18 protein-coding genes and 2 tRNA genes are annotated in these 26559 nt (G+C 69.6%); 11 read left to right on the forward strand and 9 right to left on the reverse strand.

The window, feature by feature from the left end; all coding sequences use genetic code 11:
- Nucleotides 1-248: 248 nt before the first annotated feature.
- Nucleotides 249-929, reverse strand: a complete 681-nt coding sequence (locus tag DQ353_RS05925) for a 3'-5' exonuclease (RefSeq protein ID WP_113761868.1) — start codon at nt 927-929, stop codon at nt 249-251.
- A gap of 118 nt (nt 930-1047) precedes the next feature.
- Between DQ353_RS05925 and DQ353_RS05930 the strand changes: the two genes are divergently transcribed.
- The 3 genes from DQ353_RS05930 to DQ353_RS05940 are packed head-to-tail and all read left to right on the forward strand — an operon-like array spanning nt 1048 to nt 8539.
- Nucleotides 1048-1491: an MGMT family protein gene (locus tag DQ353_RS05930; protein ID WP_353616664.1), complete on the forward strand. Its 444-nt coding sequence runs from the start codon at nt 1048-1050 to the stop codon at nt 1489-1491.
- Between the two features lie 8 nt (nt 1492-1499).
- Nucleotides 1500-4997 carry an ATP-dependent helicase gene (locus DQ353_RS05935; protein ID WP_286166639.1) on the forward strand — a complete coding sequence of 1166 codons (3498 nt, stop codon included), beginning with the start codon at nt 1500-1502 and terminating at the stop codon, nt 4995-4997.
- Nucleotides 4994-8539 (forward strand): ATP-dependent helicase, encoded by a 3546-nt coding sequence (locus DQ353_RS05940; RefSeq protein ID WP_286166641.1) that lies wholly within the window; start codon nt 4994-4996, stop codon nt 8537-8539. The genes DQ353_RS05935 and DQ353_RS05940 overlap by 4 nt, the downstream gene beginning before the upstream one ends.
- Nucleotides 8540-8649: 110 nt before the next feature.
- On the opposite strand, the gene DQ353_RS05945 is transcribed toward DQ353_RS05940, so the two are convergent.
- A complete protein-coding gene (locus tag DQ353_RS05945; RefSeq protein ID WP_286166642.1) occupies nt 8650-10116 on the reverse strand; it encodes a macrolide 2'-phosphotransferase in 1467 nt (488 codons plus the stop codon).
- A 210-nt stretch (nt 10117-10326) separates the two neighbouring features.
- Here DQ353_RS05945 and nudC point away from each other — a divergent pair, with 210 nt between their 5' ends.
- Together nudC and DQ353_RS05955 are read left to right on the forward strand one after the other, a co-directional pair.
- Nucleotides 10327-11292 carry an NAD(+) diphosphatase gene (gene nudC / locus DQ353_RS05950; protein WP_113761872.1) on the forward strand — a complete coding sequence of 322 codons (966 nt, stop codon included), beginning with the start codon at nt 10327-10329 and terminating at the stop codon, nt 11290-11292.
- A gap of 3 nt (nt 11293-11295) precedes the next feature.
- Nucleotides 11296-13443 (forward strand): ATP-dependent DNA helicase UvrD2, encoded by a 2148-nt coding sequence (locus tag DQ353_RS05955; RefSeq protein ID WP_113761873.1) that lies wholly within the window; start codon nt 11296-11298, stop codon nt 13441-13443.
- Between the two features lie 60 nt (nt 13444-13503).
- Here DQ353_RS05955 and DQ353_RS05960 read toward each other — a convergent pair whose 3' ends face one another.
- Nucleotides 13504-14550 carry a ThiF family adenylyltransferase gene (locus DQ353_RS05960; protein WP_181578268.1) on the reverse strand — a complete coding sequence of 349 codons (1047 nt, stop codon included), beginning with the start codon at nt 14548-14550 and terminating at the stop codon, nt 13504-13506.
- 221 nt (nt 14551-14771) lie between these two features.
- Between DQ353_RS05960 and DQ353_RS05965 the strand changes: the two genes are divergently transcribed.
- Nucleotides 14772-15479: a M48 metallopeptidase family protein gene (locus tag DQ353_RS05965; RefSeq protein ID WP_181578269.1), complete on the forward strand. Its 708-nt coding sequence runs from the start codon at nt 14772-14774 to the stop codon at nt 15477-15479.
- Between the two features lie 100 nt (nt 15480-15579).
- Here the strand turns inward: DQ353_RS05965 and DQ353_RS05970 are convergent, their stop codons facing one another.
- Entirely contained in the window at nt 15580-17052 is a 1473-nt protein-coding gene (locus DQ353_RS05970) for a zinc-dependent metalloprotease (protein ID WP_113761874.1), read from the reverse strand.
- A gap of 195 nt (nt 17053-17247) precedes the next feature.
- On the opposite strand from DQ353_RS05970, the gene DQ353_RS05975 reads away from it, so the two are divergent.
- The 4 genes from DQ353_RS05975 to DQ353_RS05990 all read left to right on the forward strand — a co-directional run bounded on the left by DQ353_RS05975 (nt 17248) and on the right by DQ353_RS05990 (nt 22138).
- The gene (locus DQ353_RS05975) at nt 17248-18435 is read left to right on the forward strand and encodes a YlbL family protein (protein WP_113761875.1); all 1188 of its coding nucleotides are present in this window, start codon (nt 17248-17250) and stop codon (nt 18433-18435) included.
- Nucleotides 18436-18717: 282 nt separating this feature from the next.
- Nucleotides 18718-21633, forward strand: coding sequence for a UPF0182 family membrane protein (locus tag DQ353_RS05980; RefSeq protein WP_113761876.1), 2916 nt, complete (start codon nt 18718-18720; stop codon nt 21631-21633).
- 108 nt (nt 21634-21741) lie between these two features.
- A tRNA-Met gene (locus tag DQ353_RS05985) sits at nt 21742-21815 on the forward strand.
- A gap of 249 nt (nt 21816-22064) precedes the next feature.
- Nucleotides 22065-22138 (forward strand) — tRNA-Met (locus tag DQ353_RS05990).
- A gap of 208 nt (nt 22139-22346) precedes the next feature.
- Here DQ353_RS05990 and DQ353_RS21570 read toward each other — a convergent pair.
- The gene (locus DQ353_RS21570) at nt 22347-22694 is read right to left on the reverse strand and encodes a hypothetical protein (protein WP_181578271.1); all 348 of its coding nucleotides are present in this window, start codon (nt 22692-22694) and stop codon (nt 22347-22349) included.
- Between the two features lie 343 nt (nt 22695-23037).
- Here DQ353_RS21570 and DQ353_RS21575 point away from each other — a divergent pair, with 343 nt between their 5' ends.
- The gene (locus DQ353_RS21575) at nt 23038-23994 is read left to right on the forward strand and encodes a YrdB family protein (protein WP_181578272.1); all 957 of its coding nucleotides are present in this window, start codon (nt 23038-23040) and stop codon (nt 23992-23994) included.
- An 82-nt stretch (nt 23995-24076) separates the two neighbouring features.
- On the opposite strand, the gene DQ353_RS06000 is transcribed toward DQ353_RS21575, so the two are convergent.
- Genes DQ353_RS06000 through hisN form a run of 4 tightly spaced genes read right to left on the reverse strand, consistent with a single transcriptional unit; the run spans nt 24077 to nt 26538 of the window.
- Nucleotides 24077-24517, reverse strand: coding sequence for a fluoride efflux transporter FluC (locus tag DQ353_RS06000; protein ID WP_113761878.1), 441 nt, complete (start codon nt 24515-24517; stop codon nt 24077-24079).
- On the reverse strand, nt 24514-25074 hold the full coding sequence (locus DQ353_RS06005) for a fluoride efflux transporter FluC (protein WP_286166646.1): 561 nt from the start codon (nt 25072-25074) through the stop codon (nt 24514-24516). Before DQ353_RS06005 ends, DQ353_RS06000 begins: the two co-directional genes overlap by 4 nt.
- Nucleotides 25075-25096: 22 nt before the next feature.
- A complete protein-coding gene (locus DQ353_RS06010; protein ID WP_113761879.1) occupies nt 25097-25738 on the reverse strand; it encodes a metal-dependent transcriptional regulator in 642 nt (213 codons plus the stop codon).
- On the reverse strand, nt 25738-26538 hold the full coding sequence (gene hisN, locus DQ353_RS06015; RefSeq protein ID WP_113761880.1) for a histidinol-phosphatase: 801 nt from the start codon (nt 26536-26538) through the stop codon (nt 25738-25740). The genes DQ353_RS06010 and hisN overlap by 1 nt, the downstream gene beginning before the upstream one ends.
- Between the last annotated feature and the right edge of the window lie 21 nt (nt 26539-26559).

The following is a 26559-nucleotide window of genomic DNA, read 5'->3' on the forward strand; positions in this document are numbered from 1 at the left end:
AATAATCCGATGGCGTGGCATGCGCAAAACGGGGCTCGGGGTTACCGACGCGTAGCGTGAACTGGCCCACCTGGTGCCAGCGGAGGGGAAATGTTGCTCCATGTTGCGCCGCTGCCTCCGGGCGTGACGCCGCAAATGCCTGGTCGAGGTTCCCCTGCGGCCAGATGCCCGCAGGGCGGTGCGGCGTCCCGGAAACACCGAAGGGACCCCATCCGGGATCCCTTCGAAATGTTGCGTGCGGTGCCTGGCTAGGACTTGACCGGCCACTGCCCGTCGACAACGGCATCGGGGTTCTTGCGGCGGAAGTATTCCTGGAGGCTTGCGGCTTGCTCCGCGGCCCACTTGATCTGCTGCGCATGCAGTTCGGCGGGGTCGGCCCGGAGCTGGGGGTACTTCGCGGCCTGCGCGTCGGCAATGCCGATGGTGGCGGCGGCATCGGCCTCGGAGGTGTGGGCGTTGAGCAGCTGTACGCCGTAGAACTCGCTCATCACCGAAAGGTTGCGCTTGCCGCGGCGGTACTTGTCGACCTGCTTGTCCAGGACGTAGGGGTCGATGACCGGCGCCGGGGCGATCGGGGCCAGGCCGTGGCGCTTGGCTTCGCGGTCGAGCACCGTGAAGTCGTAGGCGGCATTGAAGGCCATGACCGGCATGGTGAGGAACAAGTCGGCCAGGAACGCCGAGATTTCGGCGACGGCGGTGGCCGCATCCATCCCGTCGGCCTGCGCCTTGGCGGTGGAAATGCCGTGGATGGCCGAGGCCTCTTCCGGGATGGCCACGCCGGGGTCGACGAGCCATTCCCTGGTCTGCAGGATTTCTGAGCGCCCGTTGACCACGACAACGGAAGCGGTGACGATGCGTGCATCGAGCGGGTCGCGGCCGGTGGTTTCGAGGTCGAATGCGGCGCGGGGGAGAGTATGCCAGGAAGTCATGGCATCAACGCTACCGGGAACCGGAGACACTTTGGCGATCCGCAGCGCGCTTGTGGATGATCACCGGGCCCGACCCCCGATAATGGGTGTGGATGGGCACGGCGTTGAGGAGAGAACTTTGGACCAGTCAGAACGGACACCGGTTCCGGATGCCGGAGGAGAAACGGATCCCCGGGTGGAGGCCGGAGCTGCGGGCGAGGCGGGGCTGGAGTACGACGAAGCGGTGTTCGCCGTGGTCGCCATGATCCCCGCGGGCAAGGTCCTGTCCTACGGCGACATCGCCGAACTCCTGGGCTCCGGTGGGCCGCGACAGGTGGGCAAGGTGATGGGCCGCGGAGGATCGGCGGTCACCTGGTGGAGGGTCATCCGCTCCAACGGAACCCTGCCGGCGGCCCTGCATCCGGTCGCGGCCGGGCACTGGGCGCGGGAGGCGACCCCGTGCACCGAGGAACGGGTGCAGATGAAACGTGCACGCTGGGTGCCAACCGAGGAAGACCATTCGCGCATAGACCGGGTGGCCGAAGCGCTGCCGATTCCAAAACGTCACCCCCGAATGATCTGATGGAGCACATGGACACCCTCGCATCCACCCCGGAGACCGTGGCAACTGCCCCCGGTGCCTCCCCGGCCGCCGATCCGGCCCAGCAAGAACTCCTGGAGCTGGCACCCGGCCACGGACCGGTGCTGGTCCTGGGCGGTCCGGGCACCGGGAAGACGACCACGCTGCTGCGCGTGCTCACTCACCGCCTGGATGCCGGGCTCGACCCGCAGCACGTGCTGGTGCTTTCCCCCACGCGTGCCGCCGCGGCCACGTTGCGCGACGACCTGTCCGCCGGCACCGAGAAGACGTTCTCCGAGCCCGCTGTGCGCACCTGGTCGGCCTACGCGTTCGACCTGATCCGCAGGGCCCGGCTTGACGGGCTGCTGCCGGCGCTGCAGCGGCCGCCGCGGCTGCTCTCGGGGCCGGAGCAGGACACGCTGATCGGGCACCTGCTCGAGGGCCATGCCCTGGGGATCACCCCGGGACCGGAGTGGCCCGAGTCGCTGGGGGAAGCCATCGGCACCCGTGGCTTCCGCAAGGAGTTGCGCGAACTCTTCGACCGCATCTCCGAGCATGGGCTGGAGGCCGGTGCGCTGCAGGACCTGGGGGAGTCGCTGCGCCGTCCCGAATGGGTGGCCGCGGCACGGTTCTACCAGGAATACCGGGACCTCCTGGATCTGGGCAGCGCCGAGGCGTTCGACCCGGCGGGGCTGCTGGCGGCCGCCGCAAACATCCTGGAGGAGAATCCGGAGTTCCTGGAAGCCGAACACGAGCGCCTGCACCTGGTGATGGTCGATGACCTGCAGGAAGCGAACCCCGCGCAGCACCACCTGCTCTCGCTGCTCGCCCGGGGCCGGGACCTGGTGGCCTTCGCGGTGCCGGACAACGTGGTGCAGGGTTTCCGCGGTGCCCGTCCCGACATGCTCGGCGAGTTCGAGGCGCGTCTGGGCACAGGGGACACGCAGGCCCGCATCGTGGAACTGCGCACCTCCTACCGGTTGAACCCGGAACTGGCCACGGCCTGGGGCAAGGTCGCCAGGCGCATCCCCGTTGCCGCAGGTGGCGCCGGACGGAAACTGGAGTTACCCGACACTTCGGCGACCGCTGATGACACGGGTACAGCCACCGCTGCGGAGGATGACGCCGTCGTCCAGGGGGCCACCGGGCCCACCGGGCAACAGCCGGTGCCCGGCCGGGCACCGGCCCAAGGAACCGAACCCGAAGGAACCGAGCCCGGGGGGCAGGACCCCGGAAACGACGAACCGGGCACCCCTGCACCCGGACGCCTGGAGGTGCTGCTGGTCGATTCGCCGATCCACGAGGAACGCCTGGTGGCCCAGCGACTGCTCGAGGAACACCTGATCAACCACCGCCCGCTGGAGTCCATGGCGGTGATCCTGCGCAACGGGGCCCAGGTCCGGTCCATGGCCAAGTACCTCGCCGGGGCCGGAATCGCGGTGAACACCCCGCCGGCCGAAACCCCGCTGCGCGAGGAACCCGCGGTGCGCCCGTTGCTGGATCTCATGTCGCTGGCGCTGGCGCCCGGGGCACCGGCCGACCCGCTGCTGCTCCAGGAACTGTTGATGTCCCGCTACGCCAACGCCTCGGCACTGGATGTGCGCCGGCTGCGCCAGGGGTTGCGCCGCCACGAGGTCGCCCAGGGAGGGAACCGCTCCAGCGCCGAGCTGCTCGCCGGGATGCTTGACGAGCTGGAACTGCTCGAAACCATGGGACGGGAAGCCGCCGGTGCCCGGCGTCTGGCCCGCATGCACCGCGCGCTGCGCCAGGAGCTCGCCGGTGGCAACGTGAATGCCGAAACCGCGCTGTGGGCGCTGTGGGCCGCCAGCGGCATGGGGGAGAAATGGAGCCAGGCCGCGCTCGCCGGCGGCATCCTGGGCACCCGTGCGGACCACGACCTGGACGCGATGCTGGCGATCTTCCAGTCCGCCGAACGCTTCGTGGACCAGCTTCCAGGGTCTTCCGTCGGCCAGTTCGTCGAGCACGTGCTGGGCCAGGAACTGCCCATGGACACCCTGGCCAGCCGCGGCGGGTCCGCGGCCTCCGTCCAGGTGCTCACCACCGCGGCGGCCGCCGGGCGCGAATGGGACCTGGTGCTGGTGCCCGGGATGCAGGAAGGCATCTGGCCCAACACCAAGCTGCGCGGCGAGCTGCTCGGCGGCGGCGAGCTGAGCGACGTCATCGAGCACGGCCCCGAGATCCTGCGGGTGCGCAACATCGCCTCGCTGATCCGAGAGACCCGGGCCGACGAGCTGCGCACCTTCGCCAACGCGATCTCCCGCGCCCGGGACAGGGTCATCGCCATCGCGGTGGCCTCCGAAGACACCGCACCCTCTTCCTTCCTGGACATTGTGGACCCCGTCGGTGCGGTCCAGGGCCGTGCCGCCGCCTTCGTCCCCCGGCCACGAACGCTCAGCGCGCTGGTGGCGGAGCTGCGCCAGGCCGCCGAGGCCACGGCGCTGGACGAGGCCCGCGGGCCTTTGCACCGCGACGCCACCGCGGTGCTCGGCGCCCTGGTGGCCGCGCCGCACCCGATCCGCGGGGCGCATCCGGCAAGCTGGTGGGGGCTGGCCGAGTCCACCTCGCACGGGCCGGTGGTTCCGCCCGGGGAACCGGTGAAGGTCTCGCCCTCGAAGGTCGAATCCGTGATGAACTCCCCGCTGAACTGGTTTGTCCAGGCCGCCGGCGGAGAAGCCGCCACCGACTTCGCCCGTTCCCTGGGCACCTTGGTCCACTCGATCGCCGAGGAACACCCCGAGGCCGGCGGAGGGGAGTACCAGCAGGTGCTCGAGGAACGCTGGGGCGAGCTGGAAATGCCGCAGAACTGGGAGGGCGCCCGGGACCGCGAGCGGGCCGAGTCGATGCTCAAGAAACTGGCCCAGTACAACGTGATGATGCGCACCGAGCAGCGGCGCCTCATCGGCCGGGAAATCCCCTTCGAGGTTCTCATCCACCCACCCGGGGCCGGCGCTGTGCCGGGGTCCGGATCCGGCTCCGATGCGGTGTCCGGCCCCGATGCAACGGACGCCGTGGACGTGCAGGACACACCGACCGATCCGCGGGCGCCGCGTGCCGCCTTGCTGCGCGGTGTCGTTGACCGGGTGGAGGCCGATGCGGCGGGCAACCCGTGGGTCGTGGACCTGAAGACCGGCAAATCCCAGCCCAGCGGCAAGGACGTCGAACGCCACCCGCAGCTGGGCGCCTACCAGGCCGCCATCATCAACGGGGCATTGGCCGGGAAGACCGGGCAGGAGCTCACGACAGTGCCCGCCGGCGCATCGCTGGTGCAGCTGGGCACCAGTACCAAGACCCCGCGCGAACAGGCCCAACCGGCCATCACCACCGAGGACTGGGCCACACCCATGGTGCTGGCCGCCGCGCAATTGATGGGCGACGCGGATTTCCTCTCGCGCCACGACCCGGCCCGCGGCGGGCGCAGCGGCAGCAATTGCCGGCTGCCGGGAATCTGTCCACTATGTTCCGAAGGAAGGCAGGTCACCGAGCCATGAGCCACACCCAAGAAGCCGGCCACGCCGGGGCCATGCCCGTGCCGGGCACCGACACCCACACCGGAGAACCTACGCGGGTGTATTCGCCCGAGGAACTGGCCGGGATCCTGGGCCAGCACCAGCCCACGGAAGAGCAGTCGGCGATCATCTCCTCCCCGCTGGAACCGCTGCTGGTCATCGCCGGTGCCGGGTCGGGCAAGACCGCCACCATGGCCGACCGGGTCATCTGGCTGGTGGCCAACCAGAAGGTGCGCCCCGAGGAGATCCTCGGCGTGACCTTCACGCGCAAGGCCGCAGGCGAGCTGGCCCAGCGCATCCGCGGGCAGCTGGAGAAGCTTGCCCGCTCCGGGCTGCTGGAGCTTGACGACGAGGGGCTGCTGGATCCCTCGGTGTCCACCTACCACTCCTACGCCAACACGCTGGTGAAGGAACACGGGCTGCGCATCGGCGTGGAATCCGACACCGCGCTGCTGGGCACCGCCCAGGCCTGGCAGGTCGCCGCCGCGGTCGTCGAGGGCTATGCGGGGGACTACGAGCACCTGGCCTCCTCCAAGAACACGCTCATCGACGCCGTGGTGACCTTCGCCGGGGAATGCGCCGAGCACCTGGTGGACCCGGTGTACGCCAAGGAATGGATCGACGAACTGGTTGGCCGGCTCGAGGCGCTGCCCTATCGGTTGGACAAGCAGGCCGCGCCCTCGCTCGATGCCCGCAAGCTGTTGGACAGGCTGCGCACCCGCGCCACCATCGCCGAGCTCGCGGTGGACTACGCGCGGGCCAAGGCCGCCCGGGGTGCCCTGGACTACGGGGACCTGGTGGCGCTGGCCGCGCGCATCGCCCGGGAAATACCGGAGGCCGCGCACAGCGAACGGGCGAAGTTCAAGGTGGTGCTGCTCGACGAATTCCAGGACACCTCGCACGCCCAGATGGTGCTCTTTTCCTGCATCTTCGGCGACGGGCATGCGCTGACCGCCGTCGGGGACCCCAACCAGTCCATCTACGGTTTCCGCGGGGCCAGCGCCGGGCAGCTCTTCCGCTTCCCGACCGAGTTCCCGGCGCGCCTCGATGGCGCTGCGGGCCCCGGCTCCACGGACGCGGCAGAGAGCTCCACCAACCCCGGTCGGTTGCGTCCGGCCTCGGTGGCCTACCTCAGCACCGCCTGGCGCAACTCGATCAACGTGCTGGCGGCCGCCAACGCGGTGTCCGCGAAGCTGAACTCGGTCGCACCCTTGGGCATCTCGGTGCCCTCGCTCAAGCCCAGCGCCTTCGCCGGGACCGGCGTCGTGGAACTGGCCCGCTACGCCACCGGCTCCCAGGAGGCCGCCGCCCTGGCGGCCCGCTTCGGTGCCGAACGCCACGCGTTTGCCGCCGCGCACGGCCGGAACCCGACGATGGCGGTGCTCTGCCGCACCCGTTCGGCGCTGATGCCCATCGCCCGCGGGCTCGAGGACGCGGGCATCCCGTACGAGATCCTGGGCCTGGGCGGGCTGCTGGGCATGCCCGAGGTCGCCGACATCGTCGCCACGCTCAACGTGCTGGTGGACCCGAACCGCTCCGACCACCTGCTGCGGCTGCTGGCCGGGGCACGCTGGCGCATCGGCCCGGCGGACCTGATGGCCTTCGCCGACTGGTCGCGTTTCCTGGCCCGACGCCGCGAATTCGCGCTCAAGGACGGCGGGCGCGAAAACCTCGACGCCCCCGAAAGTGCCGAGGAAATCACCCGCGGCGAGGCCCGGGCCGAGCTGAACGACGCCGCGAGCCTGATCGAGGCGCTGGACTACCTGCCGCACCCCGACTGGGTCTCCGGTGACGGGCGCGCGCTGGGAGCCGAGGCGCTGGGCCGGCTGCGGAGGTTGCGCGACGAACTGCGCTACCTGCGCGGGTTCATCGACGACGACCTGGAGACGCTGCTGCGCGAGACCGAACGCGCCATGGGCCTGGACATCGAGGTCGCGGCCAAGCCCGGGGTCGGCATCCACGAGGCCCGGCGCCACCTGGACGCCTTCGCCGACATCGCCCAGGACTACGCGTCCACCTCGACCCGGGTGGACCTGGCCGGGTTCCTGACCTGGCTGGAGGCCGCGGCCGAGAAGGAAGGCGGGCTGGCGATCGTGCCCGGGGAACTGAACCCGGATGCGGTGCAGCTGCTGACCATCCACGCCTCCAAGGGCCTGGAATGGGACGTGGTTGCGGTGACCGGGATGAACGAGGGGATCTTCCCCGGCGCCAACGATTCGCGCTGGACCAGCGGGGACGCGGCGCTGCCCTGGCCGCTGCGCGGGGACAAGCACGACCTGCCGCAATGGGACACCGACCAGGAATCCCTCTTCGACGTGGTCAAGGCCGAGGCGATGTTCAAGTCCGAGGTGCTCGCGCACGCCGAGTTGGAGGAGCGGCGCCTGGCCTATGTCGCACTGACCCGCGCCAAGTCGCTGCTGATCGCCTCGGCGACCGCCTGGACCGGCACGCGCACCAAGCTGACAGAACCCTCCAGCTTCCTGCTGGATATGCTGCCCCTTGCCGAGGGGCAGGCACCGTCGGCGACGACCACCTTGTGGGTGGCCGACGAGGATGCCCCGGAGGCCAACCCGTTCCGCGAGGCGCCGCTGGAGGCCCGCTGGCCGTACGACCCGCTCGAAGGCCCGGTCGTCTCCGGCGCCGGGGTGGTCCGTCCCCGCCCGGCCGGCCGCCGTGCGAAGCTGGAGGCCTCGGCCGCGGCGGTGCTTGAAGCCGCAGCGCGGGCCAGGGAAGAATCCCGCGCCGGTTCCGGCGACGGGCAAGGGGATCGGGCAGCAAACGGGGAAGAGCCCGCGACGCAGGAACCCTGGTTGACCCCGACCGGCAAGGCCTGGTTCCACGAGGCGGAGCTGCTGCTGGCCCGCAAGGCCCGGGAAGCCGCCGAGGAGCGGACCACGGCGATCCCGAAGCACGTGCGTGCCTCGGTCTTCGTGGACCTGGCCACCGATGCCGCCGAGGTGCTGGCAGAGCTGCGCCGCCCGGTGCCCCGCCGCCCGGGCACCGCCGCCCGCCGCGGAACCGCCTTCCACGCCTGGCTGGAGGAGTACTTCGACTCCACCGGGATGCTGGAACTGGGCGACTACCTGGAGGCCGCCGACGCGTACATCGACGACGCACTGGACCTGGAGGAGATGAAGAGCGCGTTCCTGGACTCCGAGTGGGCCAACCGGCAGCCGGCGTTCGTGGAGGCAGCCATCGAGACCCGGATCGGCCCGGTGTCGGTGCGCGGGCGCATCGATGCGATCTTCAAGGAGCCCGACGGGGCCTGGCTGCTGGTGGACTGGAAGACCGGGCGGGTGCCGCGCGGGGAGGAACTGCGGATCAAGGCGCTGCAGCTGGCGGTGTACCGGCTGGGCTGGGCGCGCTTGCGGGGCATCGATGCCTCCCAGGTCCGCGCGGCGTTCTACTACGTGGGAACCGGCACCACCATCAGGCCGCACGACCTGGCTTCCGAGGCCGAGCTCGAGGAGCTGATCACCGCGTCCATGGCCCAGCTGGGGCGGGTCCCGGCCACCGGGGGCTAGGCACGGCAAACGGCAAGGCGCCGACCCCGCACGGGGATCGGCGCCTTGCCATGTGTCAAGCCGAAGCCGCGGGGGAGTCCGGCGCCTTGGAAGGTGCCGGGCTGCTGCCGCTACTGCTTTTTGAGCTTCTGGATCGGGATCGCGGAGGTTTCGGGTTCCGCTGCCGGCCCTCCGGATGCCGGGACATCTTCCGTGTCCGTTCCTGCCGCGTCCCTGTCCGGGTGTTCCTTGCGACCGTCTTCTTTGCCATCCTTGCGGTCCGACGGGTCCGCGGCAACGGGTGCCTTCGGGCCATCGGAGTTCGCGGCAACGGGTGCCGAAGCCCCGGGTCCCGTGGCGGCAACGGGCCCGGGCACGGGTTCCCTGGAAGCCACCGGGACGCTGGCCGGCTGCACCGGGGCGGCGGCCGGGACCGGCGGGGAAGCCGGAGGGGCCGGCGCGGCGCTCACGGGGGACGGCAGGATCCGGATGGCGGAGGTTTCCGGCTCGGCGGGGTTTGCCGCGGGACCGTCGTCGAATGTTGCGCTGTCGGATGCTGCGGCGTCGGCGGTTTCGATGCCGGTGACGGTGACGCGTTCGGCGGAGGGAAGCGGTTCGGGCGGTGCGTTCGCGGGCTCGGGGCGGGCCGCGCGCGGCGGCTCCACCACGGAGATGGGCTGGCCGCCGTACTCGGCGATGTCGTGGTCGAGCTCCTCGAGCATGACCTTGGCCTCGGCGATGCGCTCGGCGTCGCCCCCGGCAATGGCCTTGACCAGCCACTGGGCCAGGGCGAACTCGGCAGCCAGCGCGGCACGGCGCATGATGTGCGGATCGGCGCGGTCCCCGCGCACCGCGACGTAGCTTTCAAAGGCGGCCTCGGCGAAGGACTGCTCGTGCACCGCCGCGAGCCAGGCGAAGTCGTCGGCCGGGTCCCCGACCTGCAGGTCCGTCCAGCCGGTGACCGCCACGACCTTGGCATCCTGGACCAGGAGCTGGTCCTCGTGCAGGTCCCCGTGGATCACGGTGGCGTTGAAGCGCCACAGCGCCACGTCCTCCAGCGCGTGTTCCCAGCGCCGGAGCAGCCGCGAGGGAATCATGCCGGTGGTGGCCGCGGCGTCGAGCTCGTTGAGCCGGCGCTGGCGCACCTGTTCGGCGGTGTAGGACGGCAGATCCGCGCGGTCGATGGCGGAGGCCGGCATCGAGTGGATCGCGGCCATCACGGCGCCGAGGTCCCGGGCGCAGCGCGAACCCTGCGACACGAGGTCCTCCAGGGAGAACTGCTTGCCGGGCAGGTGGTTGTAGACGAAGGTGCGCAGCGGACCCTGCCTCACGGTTCCGGCGACGGAAGGCAGCTGGAAGGGCAGCGAGGCGCGGATGCCGGCGGAGAAGGCGCGCAGCGCGGCCAGTTCCGATTCCAGGCGCATGGACGCTTCCTCGTGGCGGGGGGAGCGCACGCGCCAGCGATTCTTGGCGGCGTCGACGATGAGCACCGAGTCGAAATCATTGCCGTCGTCCGGCAACGAGGCCACGCCCGTGGGCGCCAAGCCGGGGACCGCAGCGGTGGCGATGGCAGCGAGTTCCATGGGAGAGCGTTTCACATCCTCCACCGTAGACCGCGAGGGCTGTTCGAGTCCTGCCGTGCGGCGGCGAGTCGCATGATTTGCGTCCATTCCCCGCCCGCCGCCGGCTTTCGCGCACTCCCGCGGCCCGGCCCGGCGGCCGGACCCGCGCCGCGGCGGATGCGCCGATAGCCACAACCGGGGCCCCGGAGTATGCGTTGGGGCGCGGAGGTCAGTACGGTTGATGCTATGAGCGATACCGTGCAGCAACCCGTGACCAGCCACCCCGAGCTAGGGGTCCTGCCCCTGGCCCGCACCGCCATCGACCGCGGCTGCGAACGACGGATCCAGCCCGGCTGGCTCGATGGGCTGCGCGCGGATCCCGAAACCCGGTACCTCTTGATGATCGGTGGCCGCGCCCGGGTCCTCGACGGGGAACTGGTGCTGCTTCAAGGCACGCAGGTGCCGGCCGGCGGGACCGAGATCTACCTGGGCTCGGACGGCAGCACCGAAATCGTGCTGCATTCCTTCGCAGAAGCCCCGGCCTCGGCCGACGGCGCGGCGGGCACGGCCGCCACCCATCCGGAGCAGTGGCTGGGCCTGCGCGATGTCGCCGCCGGGCTGGGCGCGCGCGATGCCGGCCTCTTCGTCGAAGCGGTGGCCATCGCCAACTGGAACCACACGATGAACTTCTGCCCGGGCTGCGGCGGGAAGCTGGACTTGCGCGACTCCGGCTGGGTCAAGCACTGTCCCGCGGAAGACCTCGAGCACTTCCCGCGAACCGACCCTGCCGTCATCGTGGCCATCACCGACGAGGACGACCGGCTGCTGCTTGGCGCCAACAAGGCCTGGGGCGGCACCCGCTTCTCCACCCTGGCCGGGTTCGTCGAGCCCGGGGAATCCCTGGAATCCGCGGTCATCCGCGAGGTCGCCGAGGAATCCGGGGTCATCGTGCACAACCCCCGCTACATGGGTTCGCAGCCCTGGCCCTTCCCGCGCTCGCTGATGCTCGGGTTCACCGCCACCGCGGTGGGCACCGAGCTTTTGCCCGACGGGGTGGAAATCATCGACCTGCGTTGGTTCACCCGTGAACAGCTGGCCGCCGAGGTCCGCTCCGGCGCCATCGCGGTGCCCTCGGGCGCCTCGATCGCCAGCGCACTGATCGAGCACTGGTTCGGCGGCGTGCTGCCCGAACCCGAACGCCTGGAAAACTAGGACATGGGCGAAGCAACCGGAACCAGCGCCCTGGAGGACCGGATCCTCGGCGGGCTTGACGATGAACAGCGCATGGTCGCCACGACGCTGCGCGGACCGCTGTGCGTGCTGGCCGGGGCCGGCACCGGCAAGACCCGCGCCATCACCCACCGCATCGCCTACGGCGTGCACACCGGGGTGTACAAGCCCTCCTCCATGCTCGCGGTGACCTTCACCGCCCGGGCCGCTGCGGAAATGCGCTCCCGGCTGCGGGAACTGGGCGCCGGGGCCGTGCAGACCCGCACCTTCCACGCCGCCGCGCTGCGCCAGCTGCAATACTTCTGGCCGCAGGCCATCGGCGGGAACCTGCCCAACATCGTCGACTACAAGGCGCCACTGATCACCGAGGCGGCACGCCGCCTGCGCACCAACGCCGACCGCGCCACGGTGCGCGACCTGGCCAGCGAGATCGAATGGGCGAAGGTCTCGATGCTGACCCCCGAGTCCTACGTTGCCGCCGCCGCGGTGGCCGACCGAGGTGAACCCGGCGGGCTGGACCCGACCACCGTCGCGCGGATCTTCCAGTCCTACGAGGACGTGAAGACCGACCGGCAGTACATCGACTTCGAGGACGTTTTGCTGCTCACCGTCGCGATCCTGGAGGACGACGAGCGGGTCGCGGCCTCGGTGCGCGAACAATACCGGCATTTCGTGGTCGACGAGTACCAGGACGTTTCCCCGCTGCAGCAGCGCCTGCTGGATTTGTGGCTCGGCGGGCGCGACGAGCTGTGCGTGGTGGGAGACGCCTCCCAGACCATCTACTCCTTCACCGGCGCCACCCCGCGGCACCTTTTGGACTTCACCGCGCGCTACGAGCACGCCCCGGTGGTCAGGCTGGTGCGCGACTACCGTTCCACCCCGCAGGTGGTGCACCTGGCCAACCGGGTGCTGGCCGCCCGCCGCCCCGAGCCCGGGGTCCCGGACCGCGACCACCCCTGGCCCACGCCGCTGGAACTGATCGCCCAGCGCGAGAACGGCCCGGAACCGAGCTTCTTCGAGGCGAAGGACGACGAGGCCGAGGCCGCGGAGATCGCCGCACGCATCAAGAAGCTCATCAGTGCCGGGACACCGGCTGCGGAAATCGCGATCCTGTACCGGACCAACGGCCAGTCCGCCGCCTACGAGCAGGCACTGGCCGCCGCCGGTGTCGGCTACCTGCTGCGCGGCGGGGAACGCTTCTTCGCCCGGCGCGAGGTCCGCGACGCGATGCTGCAATTGCGCTCCGCCGCCCGCCACGCCACCACCGAGGCCGACGGCGACTCGGTCCCGAAGCTGACCCGCGACATCCTGGTGTCCCTGGGCTACAGCGCCACGGCCCCGGCCGCCTCCGGCGCGGTGCGCGAGAAGTGGGAGTCGCTCTCCGCCCTGGTGGCGCTCGCCGACGAGATGGCCGAGGCGCGCGCCGGGGCCGAGACCCCGTTCACCCTGGGGCTCTTCGTCGCCGAGCTCGAGGAGCGCGCCGCCAGCCAGCACGCGCCCACGCTGCAGGGCGTCACGCTGGCCTCGCTGCACGCGGCCAAGGGCCTGGAATGGGACGCGGTGTTCCTGGTCGGTCTCTCCGAGGGCCTGATGCCGATCTCCTTCGCCGATGACCAGGCCGGGTACGACGAGGAACGCCGGCTGCTCTACGTGGGCATCACCCGCGCCCGCATGCACCTGGGCCTGTCCTGGTCCCTGGCCCGCACCCCCGGGGGACGGGCCAACCGGCGGCCCTCGCGCTTCCTGGACGGGCTGCGCCCGGCGGGAACCTCTTCGGTGGCTTCGGCCCCGCGGGCCAGCCGGCGACGGGCCCCGGCCGGCCCGCCGATGTGCCGGGTCTGCGGCACGCTGCTGACTTCCGCCACCGAGCGGAAGCTGGGCCGCTGCGGGAACTGCCCCGCCGGATACGACGAGGCCGTGTTCGAATCCCTGCGCGCCTGGCGGCTGTCGGTGGCCCAAGCCAACTCGCTGCCGGCCTTCGTGGTCTTCACCGATGCGACGCTGATGGCGATCGCCGAGGCGAAGCCTTCCGGGCTCTCGGACCTGGGCCGGGTTTCGGGGGTCGGCAAGGGCAAGCTGGAGCGCTACGGCGAGGCGGTGCTGGCGATCCTGGGCGGGGAAACGCCGGACTGACCGGCACCCACGCGCCCGGCGGAGCGAACTTCCATCCGGCCCTCGCACGGCGGCGTGTGCTCAGGCGGCCAGCGAATCCAGGCAGTTGCAGTGCGGCCGGGTCTTGGCCGGAACCATGGTGGTGGACCCGGTGGGCAGGTCGCACACGAGCATCGAGCCTGCGGCGGAGGGGATGTTGATGCGGTCCAGCACCATCAGCACCTGCATCGCGGCCATCCCCGCGGCGACGGCGGCCAGCGACGCCTCCGGGCGCAGCCCCGGGGCCCGCGCGCCCACCCCGGCATCGGCGAGCAGCCGCAGCGTCGGGTCGCACTGTTCCCACACGCAGCGCTCGCACATGGTCAATCCCGGAAGGCACAGCGGGCCGAGGTTCATCCCCGAATCGGTGAACAGCACCGGCAGCACCGCGGCATCCGTGGCCAGCGATCCCAACGGCGGGAGCATGCCGCCGGAGATCACCACCGCCATGTCCAGCGGAGGGGCATCCGGGCTCCGATGCCCGGTCTCGGCCACCACCAGGTGCGGGTACAGGGGCGCCAGCGCACGGGCCGTGGCGCGGGCCCGCGAGGTGCCGACGCTGCCGATGCCGGTGGTCCCGGCGCCCAGATCCCCGGCATCCATCGCCGCCGCGTCGCTGAGCATCAGGGAACCGACGCCCGCCGCGGCCAGGATGTGCGCCAACAGCTGGCCCATCCTCCCGCATCCCTGCAGCGCGACCCGGGCCCCGGCCCGGCGTTCGAGCACCTCGGCCGCGTCCATCTGGTACGCAGCGCTCCACTGCCGCACATCGGGCACCAGCCGCGCGCCGAGTCCGTGGCCGGATCCCGGCCGGGCGCCGGGCGAGTTCCGGGTGGGGGTATCCAACAGCACCGGGGCCAGCATCGCCAGGATCTCGCTGCGCCGGGTGGCATCGGGCACCTGCTCCTTCGGCCGCTCCTTCGCCTGGTCCGGGGGTGCCGCAGGGCCTTGCCCGTCGGTGCACAGGGAGAGCACAAACCGCTTTTCGGCCGCGCTCAGGCCGGTTATCCACCGGGCGCGCTGCCCGGTGCCGATTTGCACCACGCCCTCCATTAGGCTGAGTACCTGCAAGCCCGGGTTGATCCTCATGATGTTGCTCCTTCGGGAACGGCGGCCCCGGCGCGAATCCTCGTGGCCGGTGCCCTGCATGAACCCATCGTGGCACCGGGCCGCGAACGCCGCCGCGGTTATCCACACCCCGGAGCGGGAAAGCGGTGCGGCCGCGGCGCAGGCACGGGCGCAGCTGCACCGGGCAAGGGCCGCGGACGACAGGAAAACGGCAGCAAATGCGCGGCGGAAAGGACACCAACATGCGCACCCAACCATCCACCATCGAATACGTGGACGAGACAGGCACCCCCATTCGCGTGGTGCGTTCGGCCCGGCGCAAGAAGACGATCTCCGGGGCATGGAAGCAGGACACCATGGTGGTCTCCGTGCCCGCGGGCCTCACCGAGCACGCCGAGCGCATGCTGGTGGCGGACATGGTCAAGAAGGTCATGCGCAAGGTCGTCCGCGGCACCGGGGCGGACCCCGACGCCGTGCTGCTGGCCCGGGCGCATGCCATGGATGCAGCGCTTTTCGGACGCCTGGCCGCACCGGCGTCGGTGCGCTGGGTCTCGAACCAGAACTCGCGCTGGGGTTCGGCCAGCCTCCTGACCCGGCGGATCCGGCTCTCGGACAGGCTCAGGTCGATGCCGCAGTGGGTGCAGGACTACGTGCTGGCCCACGAACTGGCCCACCTGGTGGAGCCGCGCGACGGCCACGGCCCGCGGTTCAAGGCCGCCTTGTCGCGCTACCCGCGGGTGCACGATGCCAACATCTTCCTGTCCGGGGCCAGCCACGGCTTCCACACGGCCAAGAATGCCGCGGCGCAACCGGCACAGCTGTTGGACGCGGAAGACGATTTCGACGATTTCGGGGACCTGGACGAGCTCGGTGGCCCCGGAGCCCCGGACGGTTCCAACGGGGGTGTCCGCGGCGGGGAAGCGGAGGATCCGTACCGGTTGTTCGGCTGATTCGACCCGGTGGCCGGTTCCACCGGGAAACGCGAAAGGGTGCCGGCGCTCAAAGCGCCGGCACCCTTTGCCCAAAACCGGTGGAGCGACCGCCGGCGGACTACTTGTCCGTGGAGCTGTCCGTGGGGTCCGTGGGGTTGTCCGCTTCTGGACCCTTGTCGGTTCCGTCGGGATCGCCGGTGCCGTCCCCGCCCGCCGCGGGCTCGTCGAACCCGCCGTCGAGCAGCTTGCTCAGCGCGGCGTCGATGTCATCCATGTCGGCCGCGGCCAACTCCCGGCGTGAAGTGAATCCCGTCGGGTCCACCAGGTCCTCTTCGGTCGGCAGCAGATCGGGGTGCGCCCACACGGCGTCGCGCCCCTCCTGGCCGCGCTCGGTCAAAAGGTGCGCCCAGAGGGCCGCCGCTTCGCGCAGGCGCCGCGGACGCAATTCCAGTCCCACCAGCGAGGCGAACGCGTTTTCCGCCGGTCCACCGGTGGCCCGGCGGCGCCGGATGGTTTCGCGCAGCCGGGTTGCCTGGGGCAGGTTCACCGCGGCGGCCGCGACGACCTCGTCGACCCAGCCCTCGATCAGTGCAAGCACCAGCTCGAGCTTGGCCAGCGCGGTTTCCTGCGCGTCGGTGCGCTTGGGCATGAAGAGCCCCTCGCCCATCAGGGACTGGAAGGACTCGGGATTGCTCGGGTCGATGTCCCGCACGGCTTCCTCGATGCGCGACATGTCGATGTGGATGCCGCGGGCGTAGGCCTCCACGGCGGAAATCACCGTGGAGCGCAGCCACGGCACGCGGTTGAACAAGCGGGCGTGGGCGCATTCGCGCAGCGCGGCAAAAAGCAGGATCTCCTGCTCGGGAACCTCCAAGCCCTCGCCGAACGCCGCGAGGTTGGCCGGCACCAGCGCGGGGGTCGAGCCGGCCAGCGGAAGCCCGATGTCGGTGGCGCCCAGCACGTCCTTGGCCAGACCGCCGACGGCCGTGCCCAGCTGCATGCCGAACATGGTTCCCCCCAGGGACTGGAGCATGCCCTGTGCCCCGCCCATCATGGGGCGCATCTGCTCGGGGATCTGCTCGGACAGTGCGGAGGTGATGGCCTTGCCGACGGACTCGGCGACCGGTGTGGTCAGCGACTTCCACACCGGCATGGTCTTCTCGACCCACTCGGAGCGGGAGAAGGCGCGGCACTCGCTGCCGTCGGCCTCGAACACGGTGGCGGCATCGAGCCACATCTCGGCCAGCCGGGCGGCGGATGCCACCGCGGCGGCGCGGGAGGCGGAAATCGACGGGTCGTCCTTGGCGATGGCCTGGCGCGCCGCGTCGGTGGCCATCTTCCAGTTCACCGGACCGGAGCCGCCCTGGGACATGGCGGCCATCATGGCCTGGGCCTGCGCCATCATCTGCGCCATGGCCTCGGGGTTGTTGGACAGGCCCATGGCCTCGCCCAGGCCCTCGGGAAGGTTCTTCGGGTCGAATCCGCCGGCGCCGCCAAAGAGCGAGCCGAACATCTCGGAGAACGGATCCTTCGGGTTCTCGTCGTCGTTGCCGGAGTCGTCGGGTCGGTTTGAAGGGGGATTCTCAGCCATGGTTCAACGGTACCCCCGGGTCCGGGGATCGGCCCAAGATCCGGGTTGGCAGTTCGCTGTGGGCACATCGGAAACTGCTGTGAAGCCGCGCTCCGCACCCGTGCCGCAGGCGGCCGCAGCGGCACGGGCTTGTAGGCTTGAGGCTGCTCGTGGCGCGCGGCGCACGCCTCGCTCCGCGGGTTCGAGAGACCAGCCATGAAAGAGGGAATCGTGCCAGCAGTGCATGAAGGAGCCGGGGACCGGGCCGGCCGGAACGCCGGGGGGACCGAAGGAACGCACCCTGGACCGGACGGCGCCGACCACTCCCCGTTGCTGCGCCGGTGGCCCGAACCGGACCCCGGGACGGCACGGATGCGGCGCAACCGCGCGGTTGCCGGCTGGATCACGATGGTGCTGATCGCGGCCGCGACGCTGCTGCCGACCCACTTCGTGGTCGAATCCGCCGGCCCGGCACTGAACACCGTCGGGTCCGTCGAGGGGACCAAACTCCTGAGCATCACCGGCAAGACGACCTACCCGACCTCCGGCGAGCTGGACATGACCACGGTGTATGTCCAGGGCGGGGGCCAGGCGCGGCTGCCTTTCTTCAACGTGCTGTGGGGCTGGATCGATCCGCGCCAGGACGTGGTGCCCGAGGAAATGGTGCTGCCGCGGGGGACCACCACCTCCGAGCAGAGCGAACAGAACACCGTGATGATGGACGACTCGCAGCAGCTCTCCACCGCCGCCGCCCTACACGAGCTGGAGATCCCCTTCTCCAGCCACCTGGGCGTCGTGGGATTCGCGACCCAGCAGAATTCCGGCGTGCTGAAGATCTCCGACCGGCTCGAAACCATCAACGGACACAAGATCGCCGACCTGGAAACGCTCAAGAAGCAGCTCGATGCCGCCGGCGCGAAGCCCAGCGAGCTGGGGATCGTGCGCGACGGAAAGCCGCAGACGGTCACGGTGTCCACCACCGAGGGAGCCGGAGGCCAGCGCCAGCTGGGAATCCTGCTCTCGGGCAGCTTCGACTTCCCGCTGCAGGCCACTTTCGGGCTGGAGAACGTCGGCGGGCCCAGCGCCGGGATGATGTTTGCCCTGGCGATCGTCGACCAGCTCACCCCGGGCGAGATGACCGGGGGCAAGCACTTTGCCGGGACCGGCGCCATCACCGCCGACGGCAAGGTCGAGCCGATCGGCGGCATCGCGCAGAAACTCGTCGGCGCCCGGGACCAGGGAGCGGCGTACTTCTTGGCCCCGGCGGAGAACTGCCCCGACGTGGTGGGCAGGATCCCCGCGGGGCTCGATGTCATCAAGGTGGCCACGCTCTCCGAGGCGCGCGCGGCGGTCGAGGGGATCGGTGCGGGCAAGGACCCGGCATCCTTCCCCGGCTGCGGCTAGCACCGGCGGTTCCCCCCGTGCGGGGATGGGGGCGAAAACGGGGGCCGGATCACAATCGGCTCACATTTGTGCGACATCATCCTTTGGGGTGCCCCGCCGGGCGTCCAAGCAAGGCAGAATAGAGAACAAAGACACACTTCCGGTGCGTATTGTGCGCGCCAATCGTTCCAACGGTAGAGGTATAAATTGAGTTTTGGCACCGGCAGTCCCTTCGGAGGGCCCCCGCGGGGTCCCGAAGGACGTCCCGACCCGCAGCCGCACCAGCGACGCCCATCCCCGCTGATGCCCACGATCATCGTGATCGGCATCCTGGTCGCCGTTTTCGTGTTCGTCTCCAGCGTTTACGCGGATGTGCTGTGGTACAACCAGCTCGGCTTCGAACGCGTGTTCTGGACCGAGTACCTGTCCAAGGCAGCGATCTTCGTGGTCGCCTTCCTCCTCATGGGCGCGGCAACCTGGATCTCCCTGCGCCTGGCCTACCGTTCGCGGCCGGTCTACGCCCCGGACGGGCAGCGCCAGGACAACATGTCCAAGTACCAGTCGCAGCTCGAGCCGATGCGCCGCCTGCTGATGATCGGCGTGCCGGTGGTGATCGGCATCTTTGCCGCCACCGCGGTCACCTCCCAGTGGAAGGAAGTGCTGCTCTTCTTCAACCAGGTCGACTTCGGTGAGACCGATCCGCAGTTCGGCATGGACCTGGCCTTCTACATGTTCTCGCTGCCGTTCATCGGCCTGCTGACCGGGTACCTGATCTCCGTGGTGCTCATTGCCGGGATCGCCGGCCTGTTGACCCACTACCTCTACGGAGGCATCCGCATCGAGGAGCGCGGCGGCGTTGTCATCGGCAAGCCCGCCCGCATCCACATCGCGGTCTTCGCCGTGGGCTTCCTGCTGCTGCAGGCCGTGAACTTCTGGGTCGACCGCTACTCGACGCTGCTGTCGCAAAACGGCCGCGTGGCCGGCGCCCTGTACACCGACGTCCACGCAGTGATCCCGACCAAGACCATCCTGGCGATTGCCGCCGTGTTGGTCGCGGTGACCTTCATCGTCGGGGCCGTCATGGGCCGCTGGCGCCTGCCGATCATCGGCACCGCGATGCTGCTGGTGACGGTCATCGTCGCCGGGGGCATCTACCCGTTCATCGTGCAGCAGTACCAGGTCGTCCCCTCGGAGAAGACGCTGGAACGCGAATTCATCCAGAAGAACATCGAGATGACGCGCCAGGCCTACGGGCTGGATGCGGTCGAGGAAACCAACTACGACGTCCAGCTGAACCCGCAGAAGAACGCGTTGGCCAAGGACTCGGCGACCACCACCAACATCCGCCTGCTGGACCCGAACCTGGTTTCCGCCGCGTTTGACCAGCTGCAGCAGTTCCGTACCTACTACAAGTTCACCAATACCTTGAACGTGGACCGCTACGTCATCGACGGCAAGACCGAAGACACCGTCATCGGCGTGCGCGAGCTGAATGTCGACCCGGGGGACACCTGGGTCAACCAGCACATCACCTACACCCACGGCTACGGCGTGGTCGCCGCCTATGGCAACCGCGTGGCAGCCGGCGGCCGCCCGGACTTCATGCTGTCCGGCATCCCGACCACCGGTGTGCTGGGCAATGACAAGACCTACGAACCGCGCATCTACTTCGGTGAGCTCTCGCCTGACTACTCGATTGTCGGCGGACCGGAAGGCTGGGACCCACGTGAGTTGGACCGTCCGGCCTCGGGTTCGGGCAGCGAGGACACCCGCAACACCTTCTCCGGTGACGGCGGGCCCTCGGTGGGCAACTTCTTCAACCGCCTGGTCTACTCCCTGAAGTTCGCCTCCACGGACCTTCTGCTCTCGGACGCCATCAACTCCGAGTCGCAGATCCTCTACGACCGCAGCCCCAAGGAGCGCGTCGAGAAGGTCGCACCGTACCTGACCATCGATTCCAATGCCTACCCGGCGATTGTCGATGGGCGTGTGCAGTGGATCGTCGATGCCTACACCACCTCGAAGAACTACCCGTACTCCAAGCAGCAGGCACTGGATTCGGCGGTCACCGACTCGCTGACCGGCGGCACCCGCGCGGTGGCCCAGACGGGGCAGATCAACTACATCCGCAACTCGGTCAAGGCCACGGTGGATGCCTACGACGGTTCGGTCACCCTCTACGCATGGGAACCGGAGGAGCCGCTGCTGCAGGCCTGGCAGAAGGTCTTCCCGACGAACATCAAGTCCTACAAGGACATGTCCGCGGAGCTGATGAGCCACGTGCGCTACCCGGAGGACCTGTTCAAGGTCCAGCGGGAGCTTTTGGCCACCTACCACGTGACCGATCCCGGTGGCTTCTATGACGCCAACGATGCTTGGTCGGTTCCCGGTGACCCGACGCAGTCCAACGCGAGCATCAAGCAGCCCCCGTACTACCTGTCGCTGAAGATGCCGAAGCAGGAGAAGGAAGCCTTCTCGCTGACCTCGACGTTCATCCCGCAGACCGCTCCCGGAGGACAGCAGCGCAACGTGCTGTTCGGCTTCCTGGCTGCGGAGGCCGATGCCGGCAGCAAGGCCGGCGTGAAGGCCGAGGGCTACGGCAAGCTCCGGCTGCTGGCCATCCCGCGTGAACTCTCCGTGCCCGGCCCCGGCCAGGCACAGCAGAACTTCGACTCCAACGCCACGGTCTCGCAGGCGTTGAACCTGCTGCGCCAGGGCGCCTCGGAAGTGAAGAACGGCAACCTGCTCTCGCTACCCGTGGGCGGCGGCATCCTCTACGTCCAGCCGGTCTACGTGCAGTCCTCCGGCCAGACCTCGTATCCGACCCTGCGCAAGGTGCTTGTTGCCTTCGGTGACAAGGTCGGATTCGCGGACACGCTCGCCGAGGCCCTGGACCAGGTGTTCCAGGGAACCAGCGGCGCGGTCACCAGCGAAACCGGAACCGGCAGCGGCAGCGAGAAACCCGGAACCCCTCCGTCCACGCAGACCGCCGAGCAGCAGCTAACCGATGCCCTGGGCGACGCCAACGCCGCGATCAAGGCCGGACAGGCCGCACTGGCCGAGGGTGACTTCGCCAAGTACGGCGCGGAGCAGACCAAGCTGCAAGACGCACTGGAACGCGCCACCGAAGCGCAGGACAAGTTGACCGGCGCCCCGGCTTCCACCGAGACTCCTGCACCGTCGGAAGCCCCGGCACCGTCCGAGTCCCCGGCTCCGTAAGGCACCGGTAACGGAGCAATCCGGTGTCGCCCCGCTCGACATGTGAGCAGGGCGACACCGCCAGGATTTGCTTCGGGCCGGCCCCGTGCGCGATGATTGATATATCGCCGCGGGGTGGAGCAGTTCGGTAGCTCGCCGGGCTCATAACCCGGAGGTCACAGGTTCAAATCCTGTCCCCGCCACGAAAGAAAGACCCCGACCGGGGAAACCGGGTCGGGGTCTTTCCTTGTCCGCGCCCAGGGTCCGCGGGCCCTGCCGGGGAGGTGGGCGGCGTCACCTTGGCAAATTTCGCTGAAGTCGGCTTTCGATGCAGCAATCCATTGAGGTTGGCGTGCTTCTCGGTGGCATTCGCCGGGAAACCATGAAAGATCGACGAAACCACGGGCCGATTAGGCGTGGGGCAGGGGCGCTGGTACTGTTGTATTTACCGACGCGGGGTGGAGCAGTTCGGTAGCTCGCCGGGCTCATAACCCGGAGGTCACAGGTTCAAATCCTGTCCCCGCCACAAAAAAATGATCCGCGGTCCTTTTCCAGGGCCGCGGATCATTTGTCTTAACTGCACACGGCCGGCCCTGGCGCGGCCCGCGGGACATAAGCGGGTATGCGCCGGATATGCCACCGGGCGTGGGCGGGTGCGGGGGCGGCCAATCGTCCGGGGAGCTTCGCCGGGCCTTTGAAAAGCGGTGAAATGCCAACTGACCTGATGTTTTGCCCTACATCCGGGCTGGGGTCATAGACTTGATCGGTAAGTTGTCGGCTTGGCACATGTCGAGCATTGTCGAGTCCATACGAGGTAAAGCCAACATGCCGAAGCAGCCAGCATCGAAAAACGGTGTTCCGGCGAAGAACGCCGTTCCCTCCGACACCGTGCGCCCAACGCCTGCCAAGGCCGCTCCTGCGGCAAACGGACCGATGGCCGGGAAGTCATCGCCACCTGCTGGAACCACCAAGCCCGTTTCTCCCGTGAACACCGCACCCACGTCGCCATCTTCGACGAACGCAACGGCCCAGACGCCCGCGGTGGAGACGAAAACGAAGCCGAGCCCGGCAACCGTCGGCAAACCTGCCGGCTTTGTGGCGAAGCCCCCGAAACCGGGAACTCCCGTTGCCGCCAAACCAAAGCCGGAAAAGGCAGCCCCGGCGACGAATCCTGGCTACCGGAACCCGGCCACCGCACCACAGGCCGCAAAGACGCCATCGCCCGGCACCTTCCCGGCACCCAAGCCCGGACCGATTGCCCTCGCCCAGACGGAGAAGGGCAACAGGACTCCGGCGCCCGCACCGGTGGCAAACGTGCCCTCGACCAAGAGCGGCCCGGGCCCCAAGCGTCATGCTCCAAAGCAGGGTGCCAAGGCCGCCGCCCCAGGTCCGGTTACCTCCCCCGCGCAGGGCAAGCCCGGGGGTGTGGCAACCAAGCAGGCTGCGGCCCCGGCGGCCCGGCCCGCCACAGGCAAGAAGCAGGATGAAACGGCACAGCCGGGGGCCATCGAAAATTCGGTGAAGAATCCGGCAGCTGGCGAGGATCAGGCAAAGAGCCCGTTGCAGGCCAACGCATCGTCCTCGACCGAGGCGGCATCGCGCACGGCTGCGGCCACGCGGCAGGCCAAGGACTCCGAGATCAAGCCGGCCCCGGTGAAATCCAAGGCCGCTGCGCCGGAACCGGCAACCACAGCCGCCTCGGACGACGCCGCAACGCCAGTACCAGGCTCGGCCCAGGAACCGGAGGCAGCCGCAACGCCAGTACCAGGCCCGGCCCAGGAACCGGAGGCAGCCGCGGCGGAACCGGAGGGCGTTGCCACAACCGTGACCGCACCCGATGCCACGGTCCTTCCCCGGAACCGGGAAACCACGGCAACGGACAGGGAAATGCCGAAAACCGAAACCCCGGCTGCCGAGCAACCATCGGGGGAGCAGCCAACGGCTGTTGCCCGGGACGGTGCAGCGCCTGCCCAGGCTGCTGAAGTGCCACAGGGCGGCGCCCCCCGTGGCATCGTGGTTGCACTGATGGTCGTGTCGTTCGTCCTCGAAGTTGCACTGCTCGGTGCGCTGGGAATTTGGGGCCTGGTGACGCTGCCCCTGGGCCCCGCGATGTCGCTCATCGTCACCGTCGTGCCGTTGCTGGTCTTCTGGGGCATTTTCATGTCGCCCAAGGCGAGCCTGCGATTGCCCCAGCCCTACCATGCGGTCTTGGCACACTTGCTGTTTGCCACCGGTGCAGGATTGCTGGCCATCGCCGGGCAACCGATCCTGGCGGTGTGCATGGGCGTGCTGACAGCCGTCAGCCTGGCGCTGACCGTAGCCGTCCGTGGCCAGCACGTGGCCGGCGGCAAGAAGGCCACCGGGCGCCGCGCCGCGCGCTAGGACTCCGCACGACGACGCCCCCCCAGCGGTGCCTGAGCCGGTGCGAACCGCCAGCGGGAAAGGGCGGCCCCCCGCGTGGTGGCTAGGGCAGCAGGGACGCCAGCAGGCCGCCGAGAAGCCCGGCCGCCAGTCCGGCGCCAATGGTCAGCACGGTGTAGGACGCCGCCATCGCCCGGGCCCCGGAGCGCCAGAGGGACACGGCCGCCACGACGAAGGTGCTCATGGTGCTCAGCCCCCCGCCGACGCCCAGGACCAGGGCCAGGACAAGCAGTCCCGGCCAGGAATCCAGGCCTCCTGGGTGCCAGGCGAATCCGTGTCGCGCGGCCCACGCTGCGCCCGCGCCGACCAGCAGGCAGGCCAGGGTGTTTGCCAGAAGGATGCCCAGCGGAAAGATCCGGGCGCCCGGGGCACCACGCCGGTGCTGCGCGGCGGAGAGCACGACATCGAGCAGATAGCGCAGCAAGGCCCCGAACGCCCCGGCCAGGGCAATGAGCAGGAAGCCGGCGGGGCCAAGTGCGTTCATGCGGTCCCGCCCGCGTCCGGGGTACCGGGATGCTGCCTGCCATCCGGGAGTGCCGGGTTCGCGTTTGCCCTGCGGGCCAGCACCCGTTCAACCACGGCCATGGCAGCCCAGGCCGCCGCCACGCACAGCACCAGCGAGATCGCCAGGTCCAGCACGGCGGCACCCGGGGCCGCGCCGAGGGCGAAGAGGACCAGGGCGGAAAACGTGGTGAAGGCGCCCAGGAAGCCGGTGCCGATGCCGGCGCGCAGCCATCCCGGCCCGCGATGGGTCACCTGCCAGTAGCTGGTCAGCGCGCCCAGGGCGGCGGTGCCTGCGACATTGATGGCCAAGGTGGCGGCGGGGAAACCTGGGCCGTCGGGGAACCACAGGCCCAGGCCGACACGCAGGCCGGCACCGCACAGGCCTCCCACCGCAACTGCGGCGAGATTCCGGCCGGTGATCTGCTGTGCCGGCGTTGGCCGGGACATGGTGGGTGACGTGGCGTTTGAGGTCACGTCGCGGGACGGCTTTGCGCTGCCCGGGGTTCCCTGCCCGCCCGGTGTCTTCGGCTCGTCCATTCCCGGCACCCGGTTCCGGCGCCTAGGCGCCGGTGGGCACGGGAAGCACCCACAGCATCGTCGCGTCGATGTCGCTGATCCGCGGATGCGGCAGTTTGATGGTGGCCCCGGGGGAGATGCCAAGTTCCGTGCACAGGCGCAGGAACGCGGGATCCTCGTCGCTGATCCGGGACACGACAGCGGCGGTGGCCGCGCCGGCCAGTTGGAAGCGGTCAAGCCTGATCGCCGGGGGGATCGCCAGGGCGCCGTCGGGCCCGGGGATCGGGTCCCCGTGCGGGTCGGCGGCCGGGTGGCCCAGGCGTGCGGCCAGCGCCTCGATGAAGCGGGTGGAGACGGTGTGCTCGAGCTGCTCGGCCTCCTCGTGCACCTCGTCCCAGGCGTAGCCGAGCTCCTTGAGCAGGAAGGTCTCGATGAGCCGGTGGCGGCGCACCACGGACAGCGCGGCCAGGCGTCCGGCCTCGGTGAACGTGATGGCCCCGTAGGGCGGGTGGACCAAAAGGTCCTTGCCGGCCAGCTTGGAGACCATCGAGGTCGCAGAGGCCGGGGCCACGCCCAGCTGCGCGGCGATGTTCCCGGTGGTGACCGGGTCGTTCTCCCATTCGGTCAGCGCGTAGAGCGCCTTGAGGTAGTTTTCCTCGCTGCTGGTCAGCGGTGCCGGATGCATTAGCGGCCGGCGTTCAGGATTTCCAGTGCGGCGTCGTGCACCAGGGAGTTGCTGGCCACGGCGTTGCCGCCGTTGCAGCCATCAACGCCCTCCACCGAGGTGAAGCGCCCTCCGGCCTCGCGCACGATCGGCACCAGGGCCGCCATGTCGTAGAGGTTCAGTTCCGGCTCGGCGGCCAGGTCCACGGCGCCCTCGGCGACCATGCAGTAGGACCAGAAGTCCCCGTAGGCGCGGGTGCGCCACAGCGAGTCGGTCAACTCGATGAAGTTCTCGCGCTGCCCGCGTTCCTTCCACCCGGTGAGCGAGGAGTAGGACATCGAGGCGTCCTCGAGCTTGGCCACCGAAGACACCTGCAGCTTGTGGGCACTCGCCATGGAGCGGCCGGTGTAGGCGCCCATGTCCTTCGCGGCCCACCAGCGGCGATTCAGTGCGGGGGCGGATACCAGGCCGACCACCGGCTCCCCGTCGTCGATCAGCGCGATCAGCGTGGCCCAGACCGGGACTCCGCGCACAAAGTTCTTGGTCCCGTCGATCGGGTCGATCACCCAGTGCCGGCTGGACTTGCCGGTGGTGCCGAATTCCTCGCCGGTGATCGCATCGCGGGGCCGGGCGCGGGAGATGTGTGAGCGGATGGCTTCCTCGGCCGCCTTGTCGGCGTCCGAGACCGGGGTCAAATCCGGCTTGGTCTCCACGACCAGGTCGACGGCGTTGAAGCGCGAGAGGGTCAGGGCATCGACCGAGTCGGCGATGACGTGGGCCAGGCGCAGGTCATCGTTATAGGTCATCACATCGGTGTTCATGTGCTTAAACCTATCCCACCG

It is taken from the genome of Arthrobacter sp. AQ5-05 (assembly GCF_003287975.1).
GTDB lineage: Bacteria > Actinomycetota > Actinomycetes > Actinomycetales > Micrococcaceae > Paeniglutamicibacter.

Coding starts and splice junctions, on each gene's coding strand:
- DQ353_RS05925 (WP_113761868.1), bottom strand. CDS start 929: ATGACTTCCTGGCATACTCTCCCCCGCGCCGCATTCGACCTCGAAACC.
- DQ353_RS05935 (WP_286166639.1), top strand. CDS start 1,500: ATGGACACCCTCGCATCCACCCCGGAGACCGTGGCAACTGCCCCCGGT.
- DQ353_RS05940 (WP_286166641.1), top strand. CDS start 4,994: ATGAGCCACACCCAAGAAGCCGGCCACGCCGGGGCCATGCCCGTGCCG.
- nudC (WP_113761872.1), top strand. CDS start 10,327: ATGAGCGATACCGTGCAGCAACCCGTGACCAGCCACCCCGAGCTAGGG.
- DQ353_RS05955 (WP_113761873.1), top strand. CDS start 11,296: ATGGGCGAAGCAACCGGAACCAGCGCCCTGGAGGACCGGATCCTCGGC.
- DQ353_RS05960 (WP_181578268.1), bottom strand. CDS start 14,550: ATGAGGATCAACCCGGGCTTGCAGGTACTCAGCCTAATGGAGGGCGTG.
- DQ353_RS05965 (WP_181578269.1), top strand. CDS start 14,772: ATGCGCACCCAACCATCCACCATCGAATACGTGGACGAGACAGGCACC.
- DQ353_RS05970 (WP_113761874.1), bottom strand. CDS start 17,052: ATGGCTGAGAATCCCCCTTCAAACCGACCCGACGACTCCGGCAACGAC.
- DQ353_RS05975 (WP_113761875.1), top strand. CDS start 17,248: ATGAAAGAGGGAATCGTGCCAGCAGTGCATGAAGGAGCCGGGGACCGG.
- DQ353_RS05980 (WP_113761876.1), top strand. CDS start 18,718: ATGCCCACGATCATCGTGATCGGCATCCTGGTCGCCGTTTTCGTGTTC.
- DQ353_RS06000 (WP_113761878.1), bottom strand. CDS start 24,517: ATGAACGCACTTGGCCCCGCCGGCTTCCTGCTCATTGCCCTGGCCGGG.
- DQ353_RS06005 (WP_286166646.1), bottom strand. CDS start 25,074: ATGGACGAGCCGAAGACACCGGGCGGGCAGGGAACCCCGGGCAGCGCA.
- DQ353_RS06010 (WP_113761879.1), bottom strand. CDS start 25,738: ATGCATCCGGCACCGCTGACCAGCAGCGAGGAAAACTACCTCAAGGCG.
- hisN (WP_113761880.1), bottom strand. CDS start 26,538: ATGAACACCGATGTGATGACCTATAACGATGACCTGCGCCTGGCCCAC.